This window comes from Streptomyces sp. NPDC055243 (genome assembly GCF_044544025.1).
Classification (GTDB): domain Bacteria; phylum Actinomycetota; class Actinomycetes; order Streptomycetales; family Streptomycetaceae; genus Streptomyces.
In genome coordinates this window covers 482,099-502,064 of the sequence record NZ_JBITWR010000003.1, presented here as the reverse complement: position 1 = coordinate 502,064, position 19,966 = coordinate 482,099, and the positions used below count along the sequence as shown (strand labels likewise).

Here is a 19,966-nt window from a genome sequence, read left to right as displayed (position 1 = left end):
GCGGGCCGCCGAGCGGCTCAACCGGCCGCAGGCGCAAGCTTCTTGGCGTACCAGCACTCGGCGTACATCCGCTCGGTGAGCGGCTCGCTCTCCTCGTAGCCGTGCCGCGCGTAGAGCGCCCTGGCCTCGACCAGATCGAGGCGCGTGTCGAGGATGAGCCGCTCGGCACCGAGCGCGCGGGCCGCGTCCTCGGCGGCGGCGAGGAGAAGCGCGGCGCCGCCCTTGCCGCGCATGTCCTCACGGAGGAAGACGCGCTTGAGCTCGGCGGTGTCGATGCCCTTCATGTCGCCCATGAGCCGTACCCCGGCCGTCCCGGCGGGCTCGCCCCCGTACCGGGCCACAAGGAGTACGCCGGTGGGCGCGCGGAGGTCGTCGCCGGTCTCCGCCGCGATCTCGCGCTCCAGCTCCCCGGGTTCGGTCCTGCGCCCCTCATGGAGGAGGTAGTACCGGTCGCTCACCTCCGTGTAGTACGCGCGCCAGAGCGCGGCGGCGGCAGGGGAGTCGACCGCTTCGGGGGCGACCGTCCAGGAGGCGGGCCCCGCGGTGCTGGTCTCGGTATGGCTCATGGGGTCATTCTGCGAACGCAACCACCGCACCCCACAAGCGAATTAATCCGCGACCCGGCTCAGTCCTCGCGCCCGGTGGCGGCGACACCGACGCCGAGTCCGATCATGGTGAGCCCGCCGACCCCGCCGATCATCGAGAGCCGCCGCGGCGAGTGCGCGAACCAGCCGCGCGCGGTGGCCGCGACCAGCCCCCACACGCTGTCGCACGTCACGGCGATGGCGTTGAAGACGAGCCCGAGCACCAGCATCTGCAGCATGACGTGCCCCTGCGCCCGGTCCACGAACTGCGGCAGCACGGCGGCGAAGAAGACGATGGTCTTGGGGTTGGCCACGCCGACCGCGAACCCCTCCCACAACGTGCGCAGCCCACCGCGCGACGCGGGCCCGTCCCCGCCGAACGCGGCGTGCAGCGAGCCGCGTTGGCGCACGGCCTTGACTCCGAGACAGATCAGGTAGGCGGCGCCAAGCAGCTTCAGCGTGGTGAAGACGAGGACCGAGCGCTCGACCACGGACCCGACGCCGAGCGCGACGGCGACGACGAGGACGTACGCGCCGATCGTGTTCCCCACCACCGTGGTCAGCGCGGCACGGCGCCCCTGGGACAGCGCCCGCCCGACCACGAACAGGACGCTGGGCCCGGGGACCACGATCAGCAGGAACGACATGGCCGCGAAGGCGAGTATCCGGTCGGTGGACATCATGGGCCCCATCGCACCACGGAGGAGGCGCGAGCCGGTACCGCTTTTCCCGGCACCGCTTTCCCGCGCCCGGCCGCCCTGCCTGCCGGCTCTGGCTCTGGCCCTAGCTCTTGGGCGAGGCCTGCTGCACGACCTCGAACGACCACACGGCGGCGCTGCTGGACGCGGGCTTCGGCCGCTCGCCGCCGCCCGCGCCACCGCCCTGGTGCGCCGACTTCATGGGGCCCTCCATCCACGCCTTGAAGGACTCCTCGTCACGCCACCGCGTGTAGACCAGGTAGTCGTCGGTGCCCTCGATGGGGCGCAGCAGCTCGAACCACTCGAAGCCGTCGGAGTTCTCCACGGCACCGGCGCGGGACGCGAAGCGCTGCTCCAGGACCTCTCGCTGCTCGGCGGGCACGGTCAGGACGTTGATTTTCACGATGCTCATGCGCCCATCCTCGCGCATGGCCCCCGTGTGCTCAGCCCGGGTGGCGCTCGCGCCAGGTGCGGGCCACCTCTTCGACGTCGAAGGGCTTCAGGCCCAGGGGCGGGCCCGGTGGTGGCATGCGCAGGGACTCGCGGATCTTGGCGTTGAGGTCCGTCACGAGCTGTCGGGCCGCTCGCTCGGAGGGGGCATCGGGCGCGGCGGCGAGCACGTCCTCGGCCTCCTTGCGCAGGGCGAGGGTCGGCGGGAGGTGGGAGAGGCCCTCGCGGGCCATCTTCTGCTTGATCCACCACTGCTCGTCGTACGACGCGTCGGCGAGGCCGTCCGGCAGCGGCTTGCCGCGGCCCGGCAGGGTGGCGAAGTCGCCGCGCTCCTCCGCCTCACGGATCTGCTTGTCGATCCACGACTCGAAGTTGACTCCAGGTGGCTTCCGTTCGGTCATGAGTCCATTGTTCCAAGGGCCCGTGCTTTCGTGCGAGGGGCGCTCTAGGATGCGGCGGCGCGGTGCGGAGCGGGCGAGCCACGCTCCGGGGGTGCGCGTCCGGTCGTGGAGAGTGGGGGAGCGTTACGTGCTGGAGCTGACCATGGCGTTGTTGTCCGGGGCGGACGAGGGGGCGACGGCGGGCATGCTCATGGCCGACGCGCCGAGCGCACCCGGGTCCGTGCTGCGGGTGGGGCGCGATCCCGGCACGTGCCGTCTGGTGCCGCCCGACGACTGGCTGTTCGTGTCGCGCACCCACCTGGAGTTCCGCTGCGGGCCCGGCGGGGCCTGGACCGTCACCTGGCTGCGCGGATCGCATCCCGAGCCCGCGTCGCAGGTGCGGTTGACGGTGGACGGGGCGGCGGAGCCTCTTGAGTACGGGGGGACGGCGCCGTTGGCCCGGGGCGGGTCCGGTGACGTCGTCATCGGGGACCGGGCCGGGCCTCGCAGCGTGCATGTCGGGTTCTATCTGGAGGGGTGAGGCCGGAGGGGTGCGGCCGAGGAGTGAGGCTCCTGGGCGGGGTGATCCGTCCGGGGGGTGCTCAGTCCAGTACGCGGGCCAGTGCCAGGCCGTCGTAGCCCTTCGTGCCCACCGTCTGCAGCGCCGTGCCGCTCAACTTCGGGTGCCGGGCGATGAGTTCGAGCGCCTTACGGGTGCCCTGCACGCTGGGCTCGGTGCTGTCGGCGTTGGCCACTTCTCCGCCGCGTACGACGTTGTCGACGATGATCAGGCTGCCGGGGCCGGTGAGCTTGAGCGACCACTCCACGTAGTGCGGGTTGTTGGCCTTGTCCGCGTCGATGAAGACCAGGTCGAAGGGGGCCGCGTCCTCGGCCGCGAGTGCGGCCAGCGAGTCGAGGGCCGGGCCCACCCGGACCTCGGTGAGCTTGTCGAGGCCTGCGCGGGCGAGGTTGCCCCGGGCCACGTCGGCGTGGACCGGGGAGTACTCCAGGGTGACCAGGCGGCCGTCCGCGGGCAGGGCGCGGGCCAGCCAGATCGTGCTGTAGCCGCCGAGGGTGCCGATCTCGAGGATGCGGTGCGCGCCCTGGATCTGGGCGAGGAGCTGGAGCAGCTTGCCCTGGTTCGGCGCGACGCTGATCTGCGGCAGGCCGGCGGCGTCGCTGTCGTGCAGGGCGGCGGTCAGGGCCTCGTCGGCGGGGGTGAGCAGATCGGTGAAGTACGTGTCCACCGCGGTCCATTGCTGCTGGGTCATGGGGGCCTTTCCGGGCGTTCGTTAGGTTCGCTAACGATGTTAGTGGGATGGGGGTCGATTGTCAGTGGGGACTCGCATACTGGGGTCGTCGGTCTGTGATGGCGGGACGTGGGCTGTGGGCTGCGGGGGTTGAGATGACGTACGGGACTGGGCAGGTGCTGCCCGCCTCGGTGATCCGGGGGCTCGCCGATCGGTGGCTGCCGCTGATGGCTTCGCCGGGGACGGGGGACGAGCGGGGGCAGGGCCGGAGCGCGGGCGAAGGCGCGGGTGCGGGGGACTTCGTGTGCTCGCCCGCCGGGCTGTGGCTCGCGCTGGCCGCCGTCGCGGTGGGCGCGCGGGAGGAGACCGCCGGGGAGCTGCGGGAGTTGCTCGGCGTCGCGGGCGAGGAGGCCGCCGGTGTGGTCACGGGAGCCGCGCGGGCGCTGGCGGGCACGGACGCGGTGGCGGTCGCCACGCGGGTGTGGAGCCGGGTCCCGGTGTACCGCGCCCATCGCGACGCGCTGCCGGACGTGGGGTTCGGGCCGATGGACCCGGCAGGCATCGACGCCTGGGTGGCGGAGGCGACGGACGGTCTGATCGAGCGGCTGCCGGTGGTGATCACCCCGGATGTGCTGCTGGTTCTCGTGAACGCGCTCGCGTTGAAGGCGCGTTGGGAGATCCCCTTCGAAGGGGCGGGCACGCGCGATCAGGACTTCACGGACGCGCTCGGCGTGCGCCACCGGGTGCCCACCATGCACCGGCCCGTTCCGCTGAACTGCGCCTGGACGGTGGGCGGTGCGAGCGTCGTCGAGCTGAAGTGCCGGGCGCGGGGCGGGCGGGCGCCCGCCCGGGTGCGGTTCGTGCTCGGTGAGCCGGGGGCGGGGGCCGCCGAGGTGCTGCCGCTCGCCTGGGCGCCGGAGGGGCGGTGGACCGGGATCGACGCCGAGCAGATCAACATGGCGGTGCCGCGGATGTCCTTGCGGACGCGGATCGATGCCACGGAGCAGCTGGCCGCGCTGGGGGTGCGGTGGGCGATGAGCGAGGGGGCCGACTTCTCCGGGATGTCGCCGGAGCGGCTCGCGATATCGCAGGTGGTGCAGGAGGCGGTGGTGAAGATTGCCGAGGAGGGGGTCGAGGCGGCGGCGGTCACGGCCGTGCCGATGGCTCCTGGCGGGGCGTATCTCCCTCGGCGGATCGAGTGGATCGCCTTCAACCGGCCGTTCGGGGTGGTGGTGCTTGATGGGGCGGGGGAGGTGCCCTTGTTCACGGCTTGGCAGGCTGGGGTGCCGGGGTAGGGGCGGGATCTTCCCCGACCCCGCCCCTTCCCGGCTGTGACAATTGCGGCTCCGCCGCGGGCCGCTCCGGCGCGGGGGCCTTGCGTACCGTCATCACCGGCTTCGCCGAGTTCGTCCTCAAACGCCGGACGGGCTGGATGATCCCGCCGGGACGGGGGAACCTGGCTCCACCGCGGGTGGCGATCCCGGCAGCGCGCGGCCCGCGCTCTCGCTCATGAACCACACCGCGATCCCGCCCACCACGGCCGCCGCCATCATGTAGTACGCGGGCATCATCATGTTTCCCGTCGCCCCGATCAGTGCCGTCACCACCAGCGGTGTCGTGCCGCCGAAGATCGATACGGAGATGTTGAAGCCGATCGACAAGGAGCCGTAGCGGACCTTGGTCGGGAAGAGGGCGGGGAGCGTGGACGGCATCGACGACGTGAAGCAGACCAGGAGCAGGCCCAGTGCCGCCATGCCCAGGCCGATCGCCCAGAGCGAGCCCTCCCGGATCAGGAGCAGGGCGGGGACCGAGAGGAGCAGGAAGCCCGCGCAGCCGGCCGCGATCACCGGACGGCGGCCCACCCGGTCCGTCAGCGCGCCCGCGAACGGCTGGACGCACATCATCAGCGCCATCACGGCGAGCACGACCAGGAGCCCGTGCGTCTCGTCGTACTTCAGCTCGCTCGTCAGATAGCTCGGCATGTACGACAGCAGCATGTAGTCCGTGACGTTGAAGACCAGGACCAGGCCCATGCAGAGGAGCAGGGCCTTCCACTGGCCGGTGACCATCTCGCGCAGGCGCATCTTCGGGCGGGACTGCTCGTCCTTGTGCGCCTTGGCGAGCTCCGCCGCGAACGCCGGGGTCTCCTCCAGCTTCATCCGCAGGTACAGGCCGATCAGGCCCATCGGGCCCGCGATCAGGAACGGGATGCGCCAGCCCCAGGAGAGCAGGTCCTCCGAGGAGAGCAGCGCCGTCATCAGGGTGACGAGGCCCGCGCCGCCGATGTAGCCCGCGAGGGTGCCGAACTCCAGCCAACTGCCCAGGAAACCCCGCTTCTTGTCGGGCGCGTACTCGGCGATGAAGGTGGACGCGCCCGCGTACTCGCCGCCCGTCGAGAAGCCCTGCACCAGGCGGGCCAGGAGGAGCAGGATCGGCGCTCCCACGCCGATCGTCGCGTAGGACGGGATCAGGCCGATCGCGAAGGTGCCCGCCGCCATCATGATCATGGTGAGGGCGAGGACCTTCTGGCGTCCGATGCGGTCGCCGAGCGGGCCGAAGACCATGCCGCCTAGCGGGCGGATCAGGAACGCCGCCGCGAAGGCGCCGAAGGTGGAGAGAAGCTGGGCGGTGGGGTCGCCCGAGGGGAAGAAGACCTTGCCGAGCGTCACGGCGATGTAGCTGTAGACGCCGAAGTCGAACCACTCCATCGCGTTGCCGAGCGCGGCCGCCTTCACCGCCCGCTTGACCAGCGCCGGGTCGACGACGGTGACCTCCCCCGACGCCTGCGCGGACGCGTCGGACGGATCGGGCGCAGCCGACGGAGGGGCCTGGGTCCGCGGAGCTACAGGTGCGACGGGTGCGGCTGCCGGCAAGGGTTCGCTCGCCTGCCTCTCGGTTGACGACAAGGGCAGAGCCGCCCGGCGAGGGGCGGCCCGCAAGCGACCATAGGTGTAGGCAGCACCATTACGTACGGTGTCCGGTCAACCGCGCAATGTTCGGAATGTGCCGCTATCCAGGGCAAATGGTTCCGCTTCCGGCGGTGGCGGGAAGTCGCCCTTGTGATCTATGTCGCGCCCGGCCCGGGGAACCGGGCAAGGGGGTCCTGGCAGTTGTCCCATGGACAGGTGGTGGACGGTTTGTGGAGGCCTGGCGGCGGACCGGACGAAACCGGGCGGTTGGGAAGTTCGCGTAAAAGCCGGTAGAAAGCGGTGTGGCTGACAGGTGAAATGGGGTTGTACGCGTCTCATCCGAGGGCGCGCGCCTCTCGGAGCCGACAGCACGTCGGGGCCGGGCGGAACCGAGCGGACATGACGAGCGGGGCGGGAGGGCCGACGGCGAGTGGCGAATGTCGAGCACGGAGGACCGGGAAATGCCTTTGGGCCGGGGGCGTCCGGCACACCGAAGGCGCGGATCGGGGCGGTCCGTGCCGCCCTCTGGCTGATCGCCGCCGTACTGGCGGTACGCCAGGTGGCCGTCGTCCTCAGTACGCCGAAAGGTGAGCGGCTCACCGATCTGGAGACCTGGATCGGGCCGGACGGCGTCCTGCATGTGAACGGCTCCTTCTACGACGCGGACAAGTTCACCGGTACGCCATTCGCGGGACTCGTCCTCAAACCCTTCTCGCGCGCGGCCGAGCAGGCGCTCGGCTGGGGCTGGACGTTCGGCACGCTGACCCTGGTCGTGATCCTCGGCATGGTCGCGGCGCGGGCGCTGCCGCAGCCCGTGACCCGGCGGACCTCGCTGCTCGCCGCGCCCGTCGCGATCTGCCTCCTGATGCTGTCGCTCCCGGTGCGCAACACGCTGTATCTCGGCCAGACCAGCATCATCCCCGTCCTGCTCGTCCTGCTCGGGTGCTTCGCGGTCCGCGGGGAGCGCGCCAGCGGCGTCCTCATCGGCATCGGGGCCGCCCTGCAGCCCACCCTCCTGCTCTTCGCCGCCCTCTTCTGGTTCACCGGCCGCAGGCGCGCGACGGCCTCCACCGGCGCCACCTTCCTCGCCGTCACCGCGTTCGCCTGGGCCGCGATGCCGCACGACTCCTGGGCGTACTGGGTGCACCACCTGGCGGGCGCGGGCCTGGGCGCGAGCCCGGACGGCGTCGCCAACCAGTCGCTGCACGGTGCCCTGCTCCGGTTCGGCCTCCAGGGGCCGCTGGAGATCGGCCTCTTCATCGTCCTGAGCGCCGCTGTCGTCTGGCTGGGTCTGCGCCGTGCCGTCCGTTACGCCAAGGACGGGCAGCTGCTGCTCGCCGTCGCGATCACCGGCTGCGTCGCGGTCGTGGTGTCGCCGACGACCTGGCAGCACCAGCTCCTGTGGGTGCTGCTCGCGGTGGTCGGCAGGGCCGGGAAGAAGCAGTCCGACCGGTACATGTGGCCGGTGGCCGTCGTCCTGGCCTCCACGCTGCCGGCGAAGATGATGCTGCCGAACATGCCGGTCGTGGAGCCCATCCGCGACAACGTCGTGCTGATCGCCGCGCTCGCCGCGGCCACCGTCGTGCCGTTCCTCTCCCGCACCGACCCGCGGTATCAAGCGCCCGTCCCCACGGACTACGCGCGCCCCGTGCCCGCCCGCTGGAGCTGGGTGCCGCTGCTGCCGTTCTGGCGGCGGGTCACCACCCGGCCGAACCTGCTGCTCGAACTGCTCCTGATCCGCGTCGGCTACTCCGCCTACCAGCAGGCGCGGCTCGCCGCGACGGGCGGCACGAACTCGGGCGGACGGGCCACCGCCGAGCGGCACGGCGAGCAGATCTACTCGATCGAGCAGTTCCTGCACATCGACATCGAGCACTGGATCAACCACGCCGTGGTGAAGGTGGGTTGGCTGGAGGAGTTCTTCAACTTCTACTACACGTCGTTCCACTTCGTGGTGCCGCTGACCGTCCTCGGTGTGCTCTACGCCCGGCGCCCCGCCGACTACCGCTGGGCGCGCTCCGCGCTCGGCTTCGCGACGGTCCTCGCGCTGGTCGGGTTCTGGCTCTACCCGCTGGCCCCGCCGCGTCTGATGCCCGAACTCGGCTTCATCGACACGGTGCACGGCGTGCAGGACTTCACCCAGCCGGACTACGGCACGCTGACCGCGCTCACCAACCAGTACGCGGCGATGCCCTCGCTGCACTTCGGCTGGTCGCTGTGGTGCGGTGTGGTGATCGTGATCCTCGCGCCGAAGTGGTGGATGAAGGCGCTCGGCCTGCTGCACCCGCTGTTCACGGTCTCCGCGATCGTCGCCACCGGAAACCACTGGGTCCTGGACGCGGTGGGCGGCGCGACCGTCGTCGGCGCGGGCTTCGGCCTCGGCTACCTCCTGGCCGGGCCCCGGGTGGGCAAGGCCCTGAAGGCGGGCACCGGCGCGGAGCCGGTCATCGACATGTCGAAGGACTCGGCGAAGGACCGTACCCCGAGCTGATCCTGTACGTCCCCGGTGCGGACACCGTCAGCCGGGTGAAGTCGCCGTGCCGCTTCAGGCAGGCCCCCTCCGCCCGGAGCCACGGCGAGTACACCAGGCGCAGCGTCACCGGCTCGCGCGTGGGGACGCGGACCTCCATGGTCGAGCCGGTGGAGCGGACCACGGACGCGGGCTTCGACACCATCGGCACCGCGTCCTTCACCCGGAACACCCGCCAGTGCGCGTCCCGCCACACCGGTTCGAGCCAGGTGGGGCCGCTGGCGACCAGCGCGGCCTCGTCCTCCGCGAAGCCGTCCGGCTTGCCCGAGGGCAGCACCACATAGCCGACCGCCCACTTGTCCAGCCACGCGCGGTAGGTGGTGGCCGAGAAGGACCCGTCGTAGAAGAGCCGGCCGCGCTCGATGTCGAGCTGCCTGTTCCAGCCGCGCGCCATGTTCACGTACGGCGCCAGGGCCGTGGCCTCGCGGTGGTTGCGGGCCGGGACCACCTCCACGCGCCCCCGGTCCGCGCCGAGCCGCTCCAGCTCCGCGACCACGCCCTGGGTGTCGGCGGCCCACTTCGGCACGGTCGTCGACACCGTCAGATCGTCCGCCGTCTTCTGCGTCACCCAGGCCGTGGACAGCACGAGCGCGACGACGAGCACGGCCTTGCGTACGCGGGACAGCGCGGGCACCAGCAGCGCGGCGAGCAGCGCGGTGGGCGCGAGCAGCTCGGCCAGGCGCTCGACGTTCGTGCCGATCGGGGACGGGATGAGATACGTCAGGACCGTCCCCGCCGCGTAGGCGCCGGCTCCCCATCGCAGCACCCGCCACTCGCGCGGAGCCGCCACGATGAGCGCCAGGCTGAACACCACGGGCGGGAAGACCCGGTCGAAGGGCATCAACTGCTCCCCGGTGAACGGGAAGAGCAGGGTGGTCATCCCCACGACCACCACCGGCGGCACGAGCAGCGCAGCGGCCCGCCCCCAGTCGCGTACGAAGAAATAGCCGGCGCCCGCCACCATGAGGAAGAGCCCCGCCACCGGACTGGACATGGTGGCCAGCGCCCCGCACACCACGGCCGCCCCCACGCGCCGCTCCCGCACGAGCACCAGGCACGCGGCGAACCCGAAGGCGATGCCGAGCGCGAACGTCGTGCGCCCCGAGGCGACGTTGCACCACACCGCGAGCGAGGCGAGCACCGCGGGCCACAGCGGCCTGCGCACCCCGGTGCGTTCGACCAGCGCGGCGACCAGCCAGGCACCGGCGACGCCCGACACCACCGTCACCGTCTTCACGCCCACGGCGGCCATCAAGTAGGGCGAGATCAGGGAGTAGTTGGCGGTGTGCATGCCGCCGTACCAGAACAGGCCGTAGGCGGAGGCGCCGTGCTCGGACGCGAAGCGCGCCCAGGCCTCCTGCGCCGCCAGGTCGCCGCCGCCGGTGGCCAGGAACGCCGCCCACACCGCGTACAGGGGAAGGGTGGGCAGCGTGGCCAGGAGGGGAACGCGGTGGCGTCGGCAGAAGTCCCGGAAGGATGTCCTCCGCTCCGAGGGTGTGCTGCCCGATGGCGCGAGAGAGAGACCTGCGGAGACCACGGCACCGTTTCCGTTCGAAGTCTTGGAGAGGCAACGTTTGCTTCTCAAGACGCGGGACGCAACAGAAACGTTGGCTCCGTACAGCGCATGGCCGGATATGTGCCCGGGGGAGGCAGGGGCAGGGCGTAGGGGGGAATCGCCCCTGCCTCCCTGGCAGCAGGTCAGCCCGTGCTGACCTGCAGTTCCTTGACGCCGTTCAGCCAGGCCGAACGGAGCCTGCGGGGGTCGGAGACCAGGCGCAGATCGGGCAGCGCGTCCGCGACGGCGTTGAAGATGAGGTTGATCTCCAGGACCGCGAGCGACTTGCCGAGGCAGAAGTGCGGGCCTCCGCCGCCGAAGCCGAGGTGCGGGTTCGGGTCGCGGGAGATGTCGAACTTCTCCGGCTCGTCGAAGACGTCGGGGTCGTTGTTGGCCGAGGAGTAGAAGATCCCGACGCGGTCGCCCTTCTTGATCGTGACGTCCCCGAGTTCGGTGTCCTGGGTGGCGGTGCGCTGGAAGGAGACCACGGGCGTCGCCCAGCGCACGATCTCCTCGGCGGTGGTCTGCGGGCGCTCGCGCTTGAAGAGCTCCCACTGCTCGGGGTGGGTGAGGAAGGCGTGCATGCCGTGGGTGATGGCGTTGCGGGTCGTCTCGTTCCCGGCCACCGCGAGCAGGATGACGAAGAAGCCGAACTCGTCGGAGGAGAGGTTGCCCTCGTCCTCGGCGGCCACCAGCTGGCTGACGATGTCCTTGGCCGGGCACTCCTTGCGGGCGGCGGCGAGGTTCATCGCGTACGAGACGATCTCCATGGCCGCCTCGGCGCCGACCTCCTCGGTGATCGCGTACTCCGGATCGTCGTAGGCGGCCATCTTGTTGGACCAGTCGAAGATCTTCGTCCGGTCGTCCTGGGGCACGCCGATGAGCTCGGCGATGGCCTGGAGGGGAAGTTCCACGGCCACGTTGGTGACGAAGTCGAAGGACCCGTCGGCCGCCGCGTTCGCCAGGGCCGTCTCGACGATGGAGCCCGCGCGCTCGCGCAGCGCGTCCTCCAGGGAGCGGATGGCGCGGGGGGTGAAGCCGCGCTGCACGATCTGGCGGACCCGGGTGTGCTCGGGCGGGTCCATGTTCAACATGATCATCTTCTGGACCTCTATCTGGTCCCGGCTGATCGTCTCGTTGAATCGGATGACCGCGGTGTTGAGGTTCGAGGAGAACAACTCCGGGTGCGTGGAGACGTACTTGACGTCCGCGTGCCGCGTGACGGCCCAGTATCCCGAGTCGTCGAAGCCGGAGATGCGCGGCGGCTGGGCGATCCAGCGCACCGGTTCGGACTGCCGCAGCTGGGCGAACTCCGGGAGGGGTACGCGCTCTTGGAGCAGGTCGGGATCGGTGAAGTCGAACCCGTCGGGCAGCGCTGGACAGGGCATCGGCAACTCCAGGAGTTCAGTTCTTGATTCTGACGGTCCATCAGGAGATGCCCCGCAAGGTAGTAACGGGTTCTACAAGTGGCAAGGCCCGTGACGGGTCCGCTTTCGTGCAGGTCGTGCGCAAGGTGCGTGCAAGCCCCTTGCGGCGGTGGGGTCGGGCTCAGCAGACTGCTTGCAGAACTAGAACGCGTACTAGTTCTCCGCGCGGGTGCCGGGACACTCCCGCGGGATGTGGATGGAGAGGACGCCCATGGCCGCGGAACCTGTCATCGTCGAAGCCGTACGCACCCCCATAGGTAAGCGCGGCGGCGCGCTCGCCAATCTCCACCCCGCCTATCTGCTCGGCGAGACCTACCGGGAACTCCTCGGCCGCACGGGCATCCACGCCGACTGCGTCGAGCAGATCGTGGGCGGCACGGTGACCCACGCCGGGGAACAGTCCATGAACCCCGCGCGCACGGCCTGGCTCACGATGGGCCTTCCCTACGAGACCGCGGCGACGACGGTGGACTGTCAGTGCGGCTCCTCGCAGCAGGCCAGCCACATGGTCGCCAACATGGTCGCGGCCGGCGTCATCGACGTGGGGATCAGCTGCGGCGTCGAGGCGATGTCACGGGTGCCGCTGGGCTCGGGCTCCAAGCACGGCCCCGGCAAGCCGTTCCCGGAGGAGTGGAACGTCGACCTGCCCAACCAGTTCGAGGCGGCCGAGCGCATCGCCCGCAACCGCGGCCTCACGCGGGAGAACGTCGACTCGCTCGGCCTCATCTCGCAGGAGCGCGCCGCCACGGCCTGGGCCGAGGAGCGCTTCAAGCGCGAGACGTTCGCCGTCCAGGTCCCCACGACGGAGGAGGAGCAGGCCGCCGGGCAGGGCATGTGGCGGCTCGTCGACCGGGACGAGGGGCTGCGGGACACGTCGATGGAGGGCCTGGAGCGGCTCAAGCCGGTGATGCCGACCGCCGTGCACACCGCGGGCAACTCCTCGCAGATCTCGGACGGCGCGGCGGCGATCATGTGGGCGTCGAAGCGGATGGCGCGGGCCCTGAAGCTCAAGCCGCGGGCGCGGATCGTGGCGCAGGCGCTGGTCGGGGCCGACCCGCACTTCCACCTGGACGGGCCGATCGACGCGACGCGGGCGGTCCTCGGCAAAGCGGGGATGTCCCTGAAGGACATCGACCTCGTGGAGATCAACGAGGCGTTCGCGTCGGTGGTCCTGAGCTGGGCGCAGGTCTTCGAGCAGGACCTGGAGAAGGTGAACGTGAACGGGGGCGCGATCGCCCTCGGGCATCCGGTCGGGGCGACCGGGGCGCGGCTGATCGCCACGGCCCTGCACGAGCTGGAGCGCCGCGACAAGGAGTTCGCGCTGATCACGATGTGCGCGGGCGGGGCGGTGGCCACGGGGACGATCATTCAGCGGCTGTGAGGGGTTCGCTTCCCTCGCGTACGACGAAGGCGGCCACCCCTGGAGAGGGGTGGCCGCCTTCGTGTGGCTCAGAACGTCCGGCCGGCTCAGTACCAGCCGTTGGCCTGCCAGTGGGCCCAGGCGCCCGTCGGGCTGCCGTAGCGGTCGTTCATGTAGTCGAGGCCCCACTTGATCTGGGTCTCGGGGTTGGTCTTCCAGTCCGCGCCCGCCGAAGACATCTTCGAGGCGGGCAGAGCCTGGACCAGGCCGTAGGCGCCGGAGGAGGAGTTCGTCGCCTTGTGGTTCCAGTGGCTCTCGTGCTCGACGATCTTGCTGAACGCCTTGTACTGCGCGGGGTCCGGAATCATCTTCTTCGCGATCGCCTGCGCCGAGGAAGGAGCCGCGGCGGGGGCGGCGGCCGGAGCGGGGGCGGCGGCCGGAGCGGCGGCCTTCGCCGCGGTGGGGGCCGCGGCCTGGGCCGGACCCGCCATGAACACCATGCCGGTCGTGGCGGCGGCCACGGCGGCACCGGTGAGGGCCTTCTTCGGGGTGGCGATACGGCGGAGGAGCGTGGCGGACAAAGCGTGACCTTCCGTGGGGAACAGGGTGTCGCGGGCACGCCGTGGGCCACGGGGATGTGGCGGGGGGAATGCGTCGGCGCCCTTGGCCTCGAGGCCTGTAGCGCCGTGCGACTCGATCCAGAGAAGCAGGGCTGTCACGCCTTCGCAATGACCCCTTTTACTAGTGGATGTCGCATGTAGGCGAAAGGTCCTTCGTGTGACGTGGCTCTCAATCCCCAGGTCAGGCCGTATATTGACGCGTCCGCGTCAGGGTGGATGATCTACGGCCCCACCTAGTAGAGGACCTAAGTCCTGTGGGCCGCCTCACCGCGAAGGGACCCTCTACGTGACGGAGAGCCGACGGCCGCTCACGCCTTCGGCCCCTCGAATGTGACCTGGGCCTCGAAGGCGGCCCGGCGCGTGGCCCGGCGCAGCGCCTTCAGGACGGCGGGCCCGAGGGCCAGGCTCAGCAGGACGGTGACGACCGCCCGGGGGAGGTCCCAGCCCAGGGAGGTCGCCAGGCAGTACGCGATGAAGCGGCCGAGGTTCTCGCCGACGGGGTCGCCGGGCACGAAGGAGACGCCGGTCGCCAGGCCGCCGAGGTAGGGCCAGCCCTGCAGATTCATGACCGTGCCGTACAGGACGGACGAGACGGCCCCGTAGGCCGCGAGCAGCCACAGCTCGCGCCGCCCGCGCAGGGTGTCGGGTCCCGGCAGCAGCCCCGCGCCCATGCAGACCCACCCCATGGACAGCATCTGGAACGGCATCCACGGCCCGACGCCCCCGGTGAGCAGCGCGGAGGCGAACATCGACACGGCACCGAGCACGAACCCGAACCCGGGTCCGAGCACCCGCCCGCTGAGCACCATGAGGAAGAACATCGGCTCGATCCCGGCCGTCCCCGCCCCCAGAGGGCGCAGCGCGGCCCCGGCGGCGGCCAGCACCCCGAGCATCGCGATCGCCTTCGCGTCGAGCCCGACGTCGGCGATGGTCGCCACGACGACGGCGAGCAGCAGCGGCAGCAGGGCGGCGAACAGCCAGGGCGCGTCCTGGGCGTGCGCGCTCAGCCCCGACTCCCCGCCCGCGATGAGCGGCCACCCGAAGGCCACGACACCGACCGCGCTGACGAGCGCGAGGGCGCCGATGGAGCGCGGGCCCAGGCGGATGGCCCTGGCCTGGCGGGTGGCGGGAGCGGCGCTCACGTGGTCCCACCCGCCGTGCGCAACGCGTCCCGTACCTCCGTGACCGTCAGCCACTGCTGCGGGGCCAGGATCTTGGTGGTCTGCGGGGCGAAGGAGGGCGATGAGACCACGATCTCCGGGGTCGGGCCGTCCGCGACGATCTCGCCGTCGGCGAGGATCGCCACCCGGTGGGCCAGTTCCGCCGCCAGCTCCACGTCGTGCGTGGCCAGGACGATCGCGTGGCCCTCGGCGGCAAGCCCGCGCAGGAGCGTGACCAGGCGGGCCTTGGCCGCGTAGTCGAGGCCGCGGGTCGGCTCGTCCAGGAGGAGCAGGGGCGGGCGGGCCGTCAGGACGATGGCCAGGGCCAGGGTGAGGCGCTGGCCCTCCGAGAGGTCGCGGGGGTGGGTGTCGTCCGCGATGCCGGGGAGCAGCTCCGTGACCAGGGCGCGGCAGGTGCCCGGCGCCGCCCCGGCGTCGTGGTCGGCCGCCGTGCACTCGGCGGCCACCGTGTCCGCGTACAAGAGGTCGCGCGGTTCCTGGGGGACAAGGCCCACGTGGCGGATCAGCTCGCGCGGGCCCGTGCGGTGCGGGATCGCGCCGCCGACGCGGACCGTGCCCGCCGACGGTTCGAGCAGGCCCACCAGGGTCGACAGGAGGGTGGACTTCCCGGCGCCGTTGCGGCCCATCAGGGCCACGGTCTCGCCCGCGGAGACGGTGAGGTCCACGCGGCGCAGGGCCTCCACCCGGCCCCGGCGGACGGCAAGGCCCGATACCCTCGCGGCGGCTGCTTCCGGGGCGCCGGTCTTCGTACGTCTCCGCAGACCGGGCCAGCGCGTCGAGGGGCCCTCGGCGGGAGGCGCCGCCGCGGTCTCCTCGCGCGGCCCGGCTCCGGCGAGCGCCAGGCGCTCCCGCAGCGCGCCCGCCCTGCGCCGCGCGTCCCGCACCGTCAGCGGCAGCGGCGACCAGCCCGCGAGGCGGCCGAGACCCACCACCGGCGGGTAGACGGGCGAGACCGCCATCAGCGCGGCGGGATCGCCGAGCACGGGCGCTTCGCCGGGCGCCGCGAGCAGCAGCACCTGGTCCGCGTACTGCACGACCCGCTCCAGGCGGTGCTCGGCCATCAGGACCGTCGTGCCCAGGTCGTGCACGAGGCGCTGCAGTACGGCGAGCACCTCTTCGGCGGCGGCCGGGTCGAGCGCGGACGTCGGCTCGTCGAGAACGAGGACCTGGGGGTGCGGCGTGAGCACCGAGCCGATGGCGACGCGCTGCTGCTGGCCGCCGGAGAGCGTGGCGATGGGGCGGTCGCGCAGATCGGCGAGACCGAGGAGGTCCAGCGTCTCCTCGACCCGGCGGCGCATCACGTCGGGGGCGAGCCCCAGCGACTCCATCCCGTACGCGAGCTCGTCCTCGACGGTGTCCGTCACGAAGTGCGAGAGCGGGTCCTGGCCCACCGTGCCGACGACGTCGGCGAGTTCCCGCGGCTTGTGGGTACGGGTGTCGCGCCCCGCGACCGTCACCCGCCCCCGCAGCGTGCCCCCGGTGAAGTGCGGAACGAGCCCGCTCACCGTGCCGAGCAGGGTCGACTTGCCGACCCCGGAAGGCCCGACGAGGAGCACCAGCTCGCCCTCGGGCACGTCGAGATCGACCCCGCGCACGGTGGGCTCCGCGACCCCTTCGTACGTCACGGAGACATCCTCGAAGCGGATCATGAGGGCTCCTTGGGGCGAACGGGGGTGGAGACGGGAGTGGAGGCGGGAGCGGAGGCAGCGGCGGCGGAGTCGGCGGGCACCGGCGCCACGAAGGCGGGCAGCAGGCCGACGAGCACCGCGGCCGCGGGCCACAGCGGCAGCGTCGGCGCCGTCAGGGGGACGACTCCGGGGTGCAGGGCGGCCGCGTCGTAGGTGGCGGCCCAGATCATCAGGCCCGCCACCGCGATCCCCGACCCGGCGACGAGCCAGGCGCGCACGCCCCAGGGGTCGGGCCGGTAGCGGGTGCGCACGGAGCGCCGGCCGCCGAGGCGAAGGCCCGCGAGGGCGGCGACCAGTCCGGCGGCCAGGACCGGCAGGCCGTAGCCCGTGCCGTCCGCGGAGAGCAGCCCGTACGTTCCCGCGCAGACGCCCATCAGACCGCCCAGCGTCAGGAAGGCCGTCGCCCTGCGCACCCCCGCGGGCACCGGCGCGCTGCGGCCGAAACCGCGCGCGTCCATCGCCGCGGCCAGGGCGACCGACCGCTCCAACGCGCCCTCCAGGACCGGAAGGCCGACCTGGAGCAGCCCGCGAATGCCCTTGTCCGCGCGCCCGCGCAGGCGCCGCGCGGCGCGCAGGCGCTGCACATCCATGATCAGGTTCGGTGCGAACGTCATCGCGACGACGATGGCGACCCCCACCTCGTACAGCGCGCCCGGCAGCGACTTGAGCAGCCGGGCCGGGCTGGCGAGCGCGTTGGCGGCGCCGACGCAGATGAGCAGACCGGCCAGGCGCACCCCGTCGTAGAGCGCGAAGAGCAGCCCCTCGGCGGTCACCCGGCCCCCGATCCGCACGCCCTTCGCCCAGTCGGGCAGCGGCACTTCGGGCAGCGTCACGATGACGTGCGAACCGGGGATGGGGGAGCCGAGGACGACGGCGAAGACGAGCCGGATCGCGATCACGACGAGGCCCAGCTTCACGAAGGCGCCGTACGACCGCGCCCACGGTGCGGAGGTCCTGCGGGCCGCGACGACATAGCCCGCGACCCCGATCAGCATCCCGAGCAGCAGGGGATTGGTGGTGCGGGACGCCGCGACACCGAGCCCCAGCGCCCACACCCACCAGGCGCCCGGGTGCAGCGCGTTGCTCCGGTGCGCTTCGGGGGCCAGGCGCCGCCGCAGCGCACCGGGAGCGGTGCTCGGGTGATCGTTCATGGTGCGGGTCAGCCGCGTCGGCGGCGTGCCTGCCAGAGCGCGGCCCCGCCGAGCAGGGCGACGGCGGCCACGCCCGCGATCAGGCCGACGGAGGGGCGGCCGGAGCCGCTCTCCTCATCGCCCGCCTCACTCGCGGTCGGCTTCTTCGCTGTGTCCTCGGACTCACCGTTGCCCGCGACCTGCTCGCCGCAGCCCGACTTCGGGTAGTTCGCGATGGCGCACAGCAGGGCGTTGCTGTCGTAGCGCAGCGGCTTGGCGACCGCGGCGAGGGCGTCGGCGCTCGTCGCGTCGTCGGCCACCTGCGCGCAGGCGGTACGCGGCTTCGGCGGGGTCTCGCCGCCGGGGGCGTCACCCGGCGTACCGAAGTCGATGACCAGGGCGATCCGCTTGCGGTCGTCCTTGGCGGGGGTCCTGGCGCAGATCGTGTCGAAGTCCGCGGCGCCGCGCGGCTTCGCGGAGTCCTGCGAGTCGTCGGACACGGAGAACCGGAAGCCCTGGACGGCCCCGTCGTCGGGGCGCGCGGTGCTTGGCCCCTGGCTCGCGTACGCCCACTTCGAGCCGTCCCGGTCCCAGAAGGACCAGTAGCGGTAGCCGGCGGCCTGGGCGGGGGCGGCGGCGAGGACACCGAGCAGGGCGGCGACGAACGCCCCGGTCACCAGGCGTCCGCACCGCGCGCGACCCCGCGTCACAGCTGCTGCTTCTTCTTGTTGCCGCTGTACAGGAAGCCGATGCCGATACCGGCGACCATGCCGACGCCGATGATCCACCAGATGCTCACGCCGCCGTCGTCGTCGCTGTCCTTCTTCGCGTCGGCCTGCTCGGTCGCCTGCGGGGCCGGGCCCGTCGCGTTCAGCTGCTTGACCAGGTCCGCGCCGCCGAAGTCGCGCGGGTCCATGCCCGATGCGTGGGCGGCGAAGATCAGCTGCGCGTAGGCGGCGGGGCCGGACTTCTTGGCCCAGTCGGCCGAGTTCTTCGCCAGCCACTTGGCCGACTTCTCGGCCTGGTCCTGCTGACCGGCCGCGGCGAGCGCGAGCACCGAGTCAGCGGTGTTGCCCAGGTCGGGCATGTTCTTGGCGCCGGGCATCGACGACATCAGGTGGTCGTCGCCCTTGGCGAGGGTCTTCAGGAGGTAGCCCGTGCCGTTCGAGGCCGCCTGCTCGGCGGTGTCGGCCTTCTCGCACTTCGGGGCGGCGGTCTCCTTCTTCGCGGCGTCGACGACCAGGCCCTTGCCGTGGCCGCCGAGGACACCGGCCGCCGTGGCGTCCGCGTTCGGCGAGAGCTTGCCGGACTTGACGTCCGCGAGGCCGAAGGCGCCGCCGTCCTTGTCGCAGCTCATCGAGAGGGCGGGCAGCGCGTCGTACGGGGACCTGCCGTCCTGGTTCTTCACCGACTGCGGCTTCTCGCCCGCCGCGGTGAGGGCGCCGATCACGATGCCGGTGGAGTTGGCGTCGGAGTCCATGCCGGGGCTGTAGCCCCAGCCGCCGTCCTTGTTCTGCACCGACTTCAGCCAGCCGACGCTCTTGTCGACCGTCTTCTTCTGACCGCCGAGCGCGGCGAGCGCCTGCACGGCGGAGGCCGTCGCGTTGCTGTCGAACATCGTCTTGGAGTCGCACGGCTCGCCCGCGTCGGCGCGGTACGCGGCGAAGCCGCCGCTCGCGCACTGCTGTCCGGTGAGCCAGTCGACGGCCTTCGCGGCGGGCTGCACGCCGGCCGCGTCCTGGGCGAGCAGGGCGTACGACTGCCGGAACACCCCGTCGAACTTGGGGTCCGCGTCGCCGTACAGACCGGAAGGAAGGGCGGCGGAAGGCGACGGGGACGCGCTCTCCGCGAAGGCGGCCGGTGCGGCGACCGAACCGAACACGGCGACGGCGGCCAGGACCGCTGCGCTGCGGCGAACGTTCATGATGCGGCGGGTGCCTCTCCCTGCGGGGAGCGGGGCAGCACGGGCGCGTAGCGGGCACGGGCACCGGGCGGCTCCGGCTCCGTATACCTCGACGGTGCCGGTCGTCGGAGGTTCCGACGACGCGAGCCGGTCATGCTCCGCTCGGGGCAATCCGGCTCTCCACCGGTCCTGGTGGACCGTGGATCACGGCTGCGGGTCAGCGCCGGATTCGCACCGGCTTCCCCCCGTACGGGCATGATGACGACGGGGCCACTCTACCGGCCCGTAGGGGGAGCGGCCG

Annotated in this window: 18 protein-coding genes and 1 riboswitch; of the genes, 4 read left to right on the top strand and 14 right to left on the bottom strand. The window is 72.0% G+C overall.

Annotation, left to right across the window (positions count from 1 at the left end):
* Positions 1-17 precede the first annotated feature (17 nt).
* From ACIGXX_RS12075 to ACIGXX_RS12060, 4 genes are all read right to left on the bottom strand, one after another.
* A complete protein-coding gene (locus ACIGXX_RS12075; protein WP_361462682.1) occupies positions 18-566 on the bottom strand; it encodes a GNAT family N-acetyltransferase in 549 nt (182 codons plus the stop codon).
* A 59-nt stretch (positions 567-625) separates the two neighbouring features.
* Complete coding sequence (locus ACIGXX_RS12070; protein ID WP_351159946.1) at positions 626-1,267, bottom strand: LysE family translocator; 642 nt, start codon at positions 1,265-1,267, stop codon at positions 626-628.
* Positions 1,268-1,367: 100 nt separating this feature from the next.
* Entirely contained in the window at positions 1,368-1,694 is a 327-nt protein-coding gene (locus ACIGXX_RS12065; protein ID WP_351159944.1) for an antibiotic biosynthesis monooxygenase, read from the bottom strand.
* A 31-nt stretch (positions 1,695-1,725) separates the two neighbouring features.
* Positions 1,726-2,133, bottom strand: coding sequence for a DUF1992 domain-containing protein (locus ACIGXX_RS12060; RefSeq protein ID WP_361462685.1), 408 nt, complete (start codon positions 2,131-2,133; stop codon positions 1,726-1,728).
* Between the two features lie 127 nt (positions 2,134-2,260).
* On the opposite strand from ACIGXX_RS12060, the gene ACIGXX_RS12055 reads away from it, so the two are divergent.
* Complete coding sequence (locus tag ACIGXX_RS12055; RefSeq protein WP_351159938.1) at positions 2,261-2,653, top strand: hypothetical protein; 393 nt, start codon at positions 2,261-2,263, stop codon at positions 2,651-2,653.
* A 61-nt stretch (positions 2,654-2,714) separates the two neighbouring features.
* Here the strand turns inward: ACIGXX_RS12055 and ACIGXX_RS12050 are convergent, their stop codons facing one another.
* Positions 2,715-3,383, bottom strand: coding sequence for an O-methyltransferase (locus ACIGXX_RS12050; protein ID WP_399974987.1), 669 nt, complete (start codon positions 3,381-3,383; stop codon positions 2,715-2,717).
* Positions 3,384-3,517: 134 nt separating this feature from the next.
* Here ACIGXX_RS12050 and ACIGXX_RS12045 point away from each other — a divergent pair, with 134 nt between their 5' ends.
* Positions 3,518-4,657, top strand: a complete 1,140-nt coding sequence (locus ACIGXX_RS12045) for a serpin family protein (protein ID WP_351159933.1) — start codon at positions 3,518-3,520, stop codon at positions 4,655-4,657.
* A 117-nt stretch (positions 4,658-4,774) separates the two neighbouring features.
* Here ACIGXX_RS12045 and proP read toward each other — a convergent pair whose 3' ends face one another.
* Positions 4,775-6,235, bottom strand: a complete 1,461-nt coding sequence (proP, locus tag ACIGXX_RS12040) for a glycine betaine/L-proline transporter ProP (protein ID WP_399974984.1) — start codon at positions 6,233-6,235, stop codon at positions 4,775-4,777.
* A 466-nt stretch (positions 6,236-6,701) separates the two neighbouring features.
* Here proP and ACIGXX_RS12035 point away from each other — a divergent pair, with 466 nt between their 5' ends.
* Positions 6,702-8,762 carry a bifunctional glycosyltransferase 87/phosphatase PAP2 family protein gene (locus ACIGXX_RS12035; RefSeq protein WP_383818508.1) on the top strand — a complete coding sequence of 687 codons (2,061 nt, stop codon included), beginning with the start codon at positions 6,702-6,704 and terminating at the stop codon, positions 8,760-8,762.
* On the opposite strand, the gene ACIGXX_RS12030 is transcribed toward ACIGXX_RS12035, so the two are convergent.
* Both ACIGXX_RS12030 and ACIGXX_RS12025 read right to left on the bottom strand, forming a co-directional pair.
* Complete coding sequence (locus ACIGXX_RS12030) at positions 8,716-10,338, bottom strand: hypothetical protein (protein ID WP_351159924.1); 1,623 nt, start codon at positions 10,336-10,338, stop codon at positions 8,716-8,718. The genes ACIGXX_RS12035 and ACIGXX_RS12030 overlap by 47 nt on opposite strands.
* Before the next feature lie 161 nt (positions 10,339-10,499).
* A complete protein-coding gene (locus ACIGXX_RS12025; RefSeq protein WP_351159921.1) occupies positions 10,500-11,744 on the bottom strand; it encodes a cytochrome P450 in 1,245 nt (414 codons plus the stop codon).
* A gap of 250 nt (positions 11,745-11,994) precedes the next feature.
* On the opposite strand from ACIGXX_RS12025, the gene ACIGXX_RS12020 reads away from it, so the two are divergent.
* Positions 11,995-13,164 (top strand): steroid 3-ketoacyl-CoA thiolase, encoded by a 1,170-nt coding sequence (locus tag ACIGXX_RS12020; RefSeq protein WP_344521044.1) that lies wholly within the window; start codon positions 11,995-11,997, stop codon positions 13,162-13,164.
* A gap of 86 nt (positions 13,165-13,250) precedes the next feature.
* Here ACIGXX_RS12020 and ACIGXX_RS12015 read toward each other — a convergent pair whose 3' ends face one another.
* From ACIGXX_RS12015 to ACIGXX_RS11990, 6 genes are all read right to left on the bottom strand, one after another.
* Entirely contained in the window at positions 13,251-13,724 is a 474-nt protein-coding gene (locus ACIGXX_RS12015; protein ID WP_399974979.1) for a transglycosylase SLT domain-containing protein, read from the bottom strand.
* Positions 13,725-14,071: 347 nt separating this feature from the next.
* Positions 14,072-14,905 carry an ECF transporter S component gene (locus tag ACIGXX_RS12010; RefSeq protein WP_351159913.1) on the bottom strand — a complete coding sequence of 278 codons (834 nt, stop codon included), beginning with the start codon at positions 14,903-14,905 and terminating at the stop codon, positions 14,072-14,074.
* A complete protein-coding gene (locus ACIGXX_RS12005) occupies positions 14,902-16,593 on the bottom strand; it encodes an ABC transporter ATP-binding protein (protein ID WP_399974974.1) in 1,692 nt (563 codons plus the stop codon). The genes ACIGXX_RS12010 and ACIGXX_RS12005 overlap by 4 nt, the downstream gene beginning before the upstream one ends.
* On the bottom strand, positions 16,590-17,783 hold the full coding sequence (locus tag ACIGXX_RS12000) for an energy-coupling factor transporter transmembrane component T (RefSeq protein WP_351159907.1): 1,194 nt from the start codon (positions 17,781-17,783) through the stop codon (positions 16,590-16,592). The genes ACIGXX_RS12005 and ACIGXX_RS12000 overlap by 4 nt, the downstream gene beginning before the upstream one ends.
* 8 nt (positions 17,784-17,791) lie before the next feature.
* The gene (locus ACIGXX_RS11995) at positions 17,792-18,472 is read right to left on the bottom strand and encodes an SCO2322 family protein (protein WP_399974971.1); all 681 of its coding nucleotides are present in this window, start codon (positions 18,470-18,472) and stop codon (positions 17,792-17,794) included.
* Positions 18,469-19,686, bottom strand: coding sequence for a prenyltransferase/squalene oxidase repeat-containing protein (locus ACIGXX_RS11990; RefSeq protein WP_351159902.1), 1,218 nt, complete (start codon positions 19,684-19,686; stop codon positions 18,469-18,471). Before ACIGXX_RS11990 ends, ACIGXX_RS11995 begins: the two co-directional genes overlap by 4 nt.
* A 144-nt stretch (positions 19,687-19,830) precedes the next feature.
* A riboswitch (cobalamin riboswitch) is annotated at positions 19,831-19,910 on the bottom strand.
* Positions 19,911-19,966: the final 56 nt, after the last annotated feature.

What these genes read in the sequence shown, in the direction of transcription:
- ACIGXX_RS12070 (WP_351159946.1), bottom strand. Translation starts at nt 1,267, where the DNA reads ATGATGTCCACCGACCGGATACTCGCCTTCGCGGCCATGTCGTTCCTG.
- ACIGXX_RS12000 (WP_351159907.1), bottom strand. Translation starts at nt 17,783, where the DNA reads ATGAACGATCACCCGAGCACCGCTCCCGGTGCGCTGCGGCGGCGCCTG.
- ACIGXX_RS11990 (WP_351159902.1), bottom strand. Translation starts at nt 19,686, where the DNA reads ATGAACGTTCGCCGCAGCGCAGCGGTCCTGGCCGCCGTCGCCGTGTTC.
- ACIGXX_RS12050 (WP_399974987.1), bottom strand. Translation starts at nt 3,383, where the DNA reads ATGACCCAGCAGCAATGGACCGCGGTGGACACGTACTTCACCGATCTG.
- ACIGXX_RS12060 (WP_361462685.1), bottom strand. Translation starts at nt 2,133, where the DNA reads ATGACCGAACGGAAGCCACCTGGAGTCAACTTCGAGTCGTGGATCGAC.
- ACIGXX_RS12045 (WP_351159933.1), top strand. Translation starts at nt 3,518, where the DNA reads ATGACGTACGGGACTGGGCAGGTGCTGCCCGCCTCGGTGATCCGGGGG.
- ACIGXX_RS12065 (WP_351159944.1), bottom strand. Translation starts at nt 1,694, where the DNA reads ATGAGCATCGTGAAAATCAACGTCCTGACCGTGCCCGCCGAGCAGCGA.
- ACIGXX_RS12075 (WP_361462682.1), bottom strand. Translation starts at nt 566, where the DNA reads ATGAGCCATACCGAGACCAGCACCGCGGGGCCCGCCTCCTGGACGGTC.
- ACIGXX_RS12020 (WP_344521044.1), top strand. Translation starts at nt 11,995, where the DNA reads ATGGCCGCGGAACCTGTCATCGTCGAAGCCGTACGCACCCCCATAGGT.
- ACIGXX_RS12005 (WP_399974974.1), bottom strand. Translation starts at nt 16,593, where the DNA reads ATGATCCGCTTCGAGGATGTCTCCGTGACGTACGAAGGGGTCGCGGAG.
- ACIGXX_RS12025 (WP_351159921.1), bottom strand. Translation starts at nt 11,744, where the DNA reads ATGCCCTGTCCAGCGCTGCCCGACGGGTTCGACTTCACCGATCCCGAC.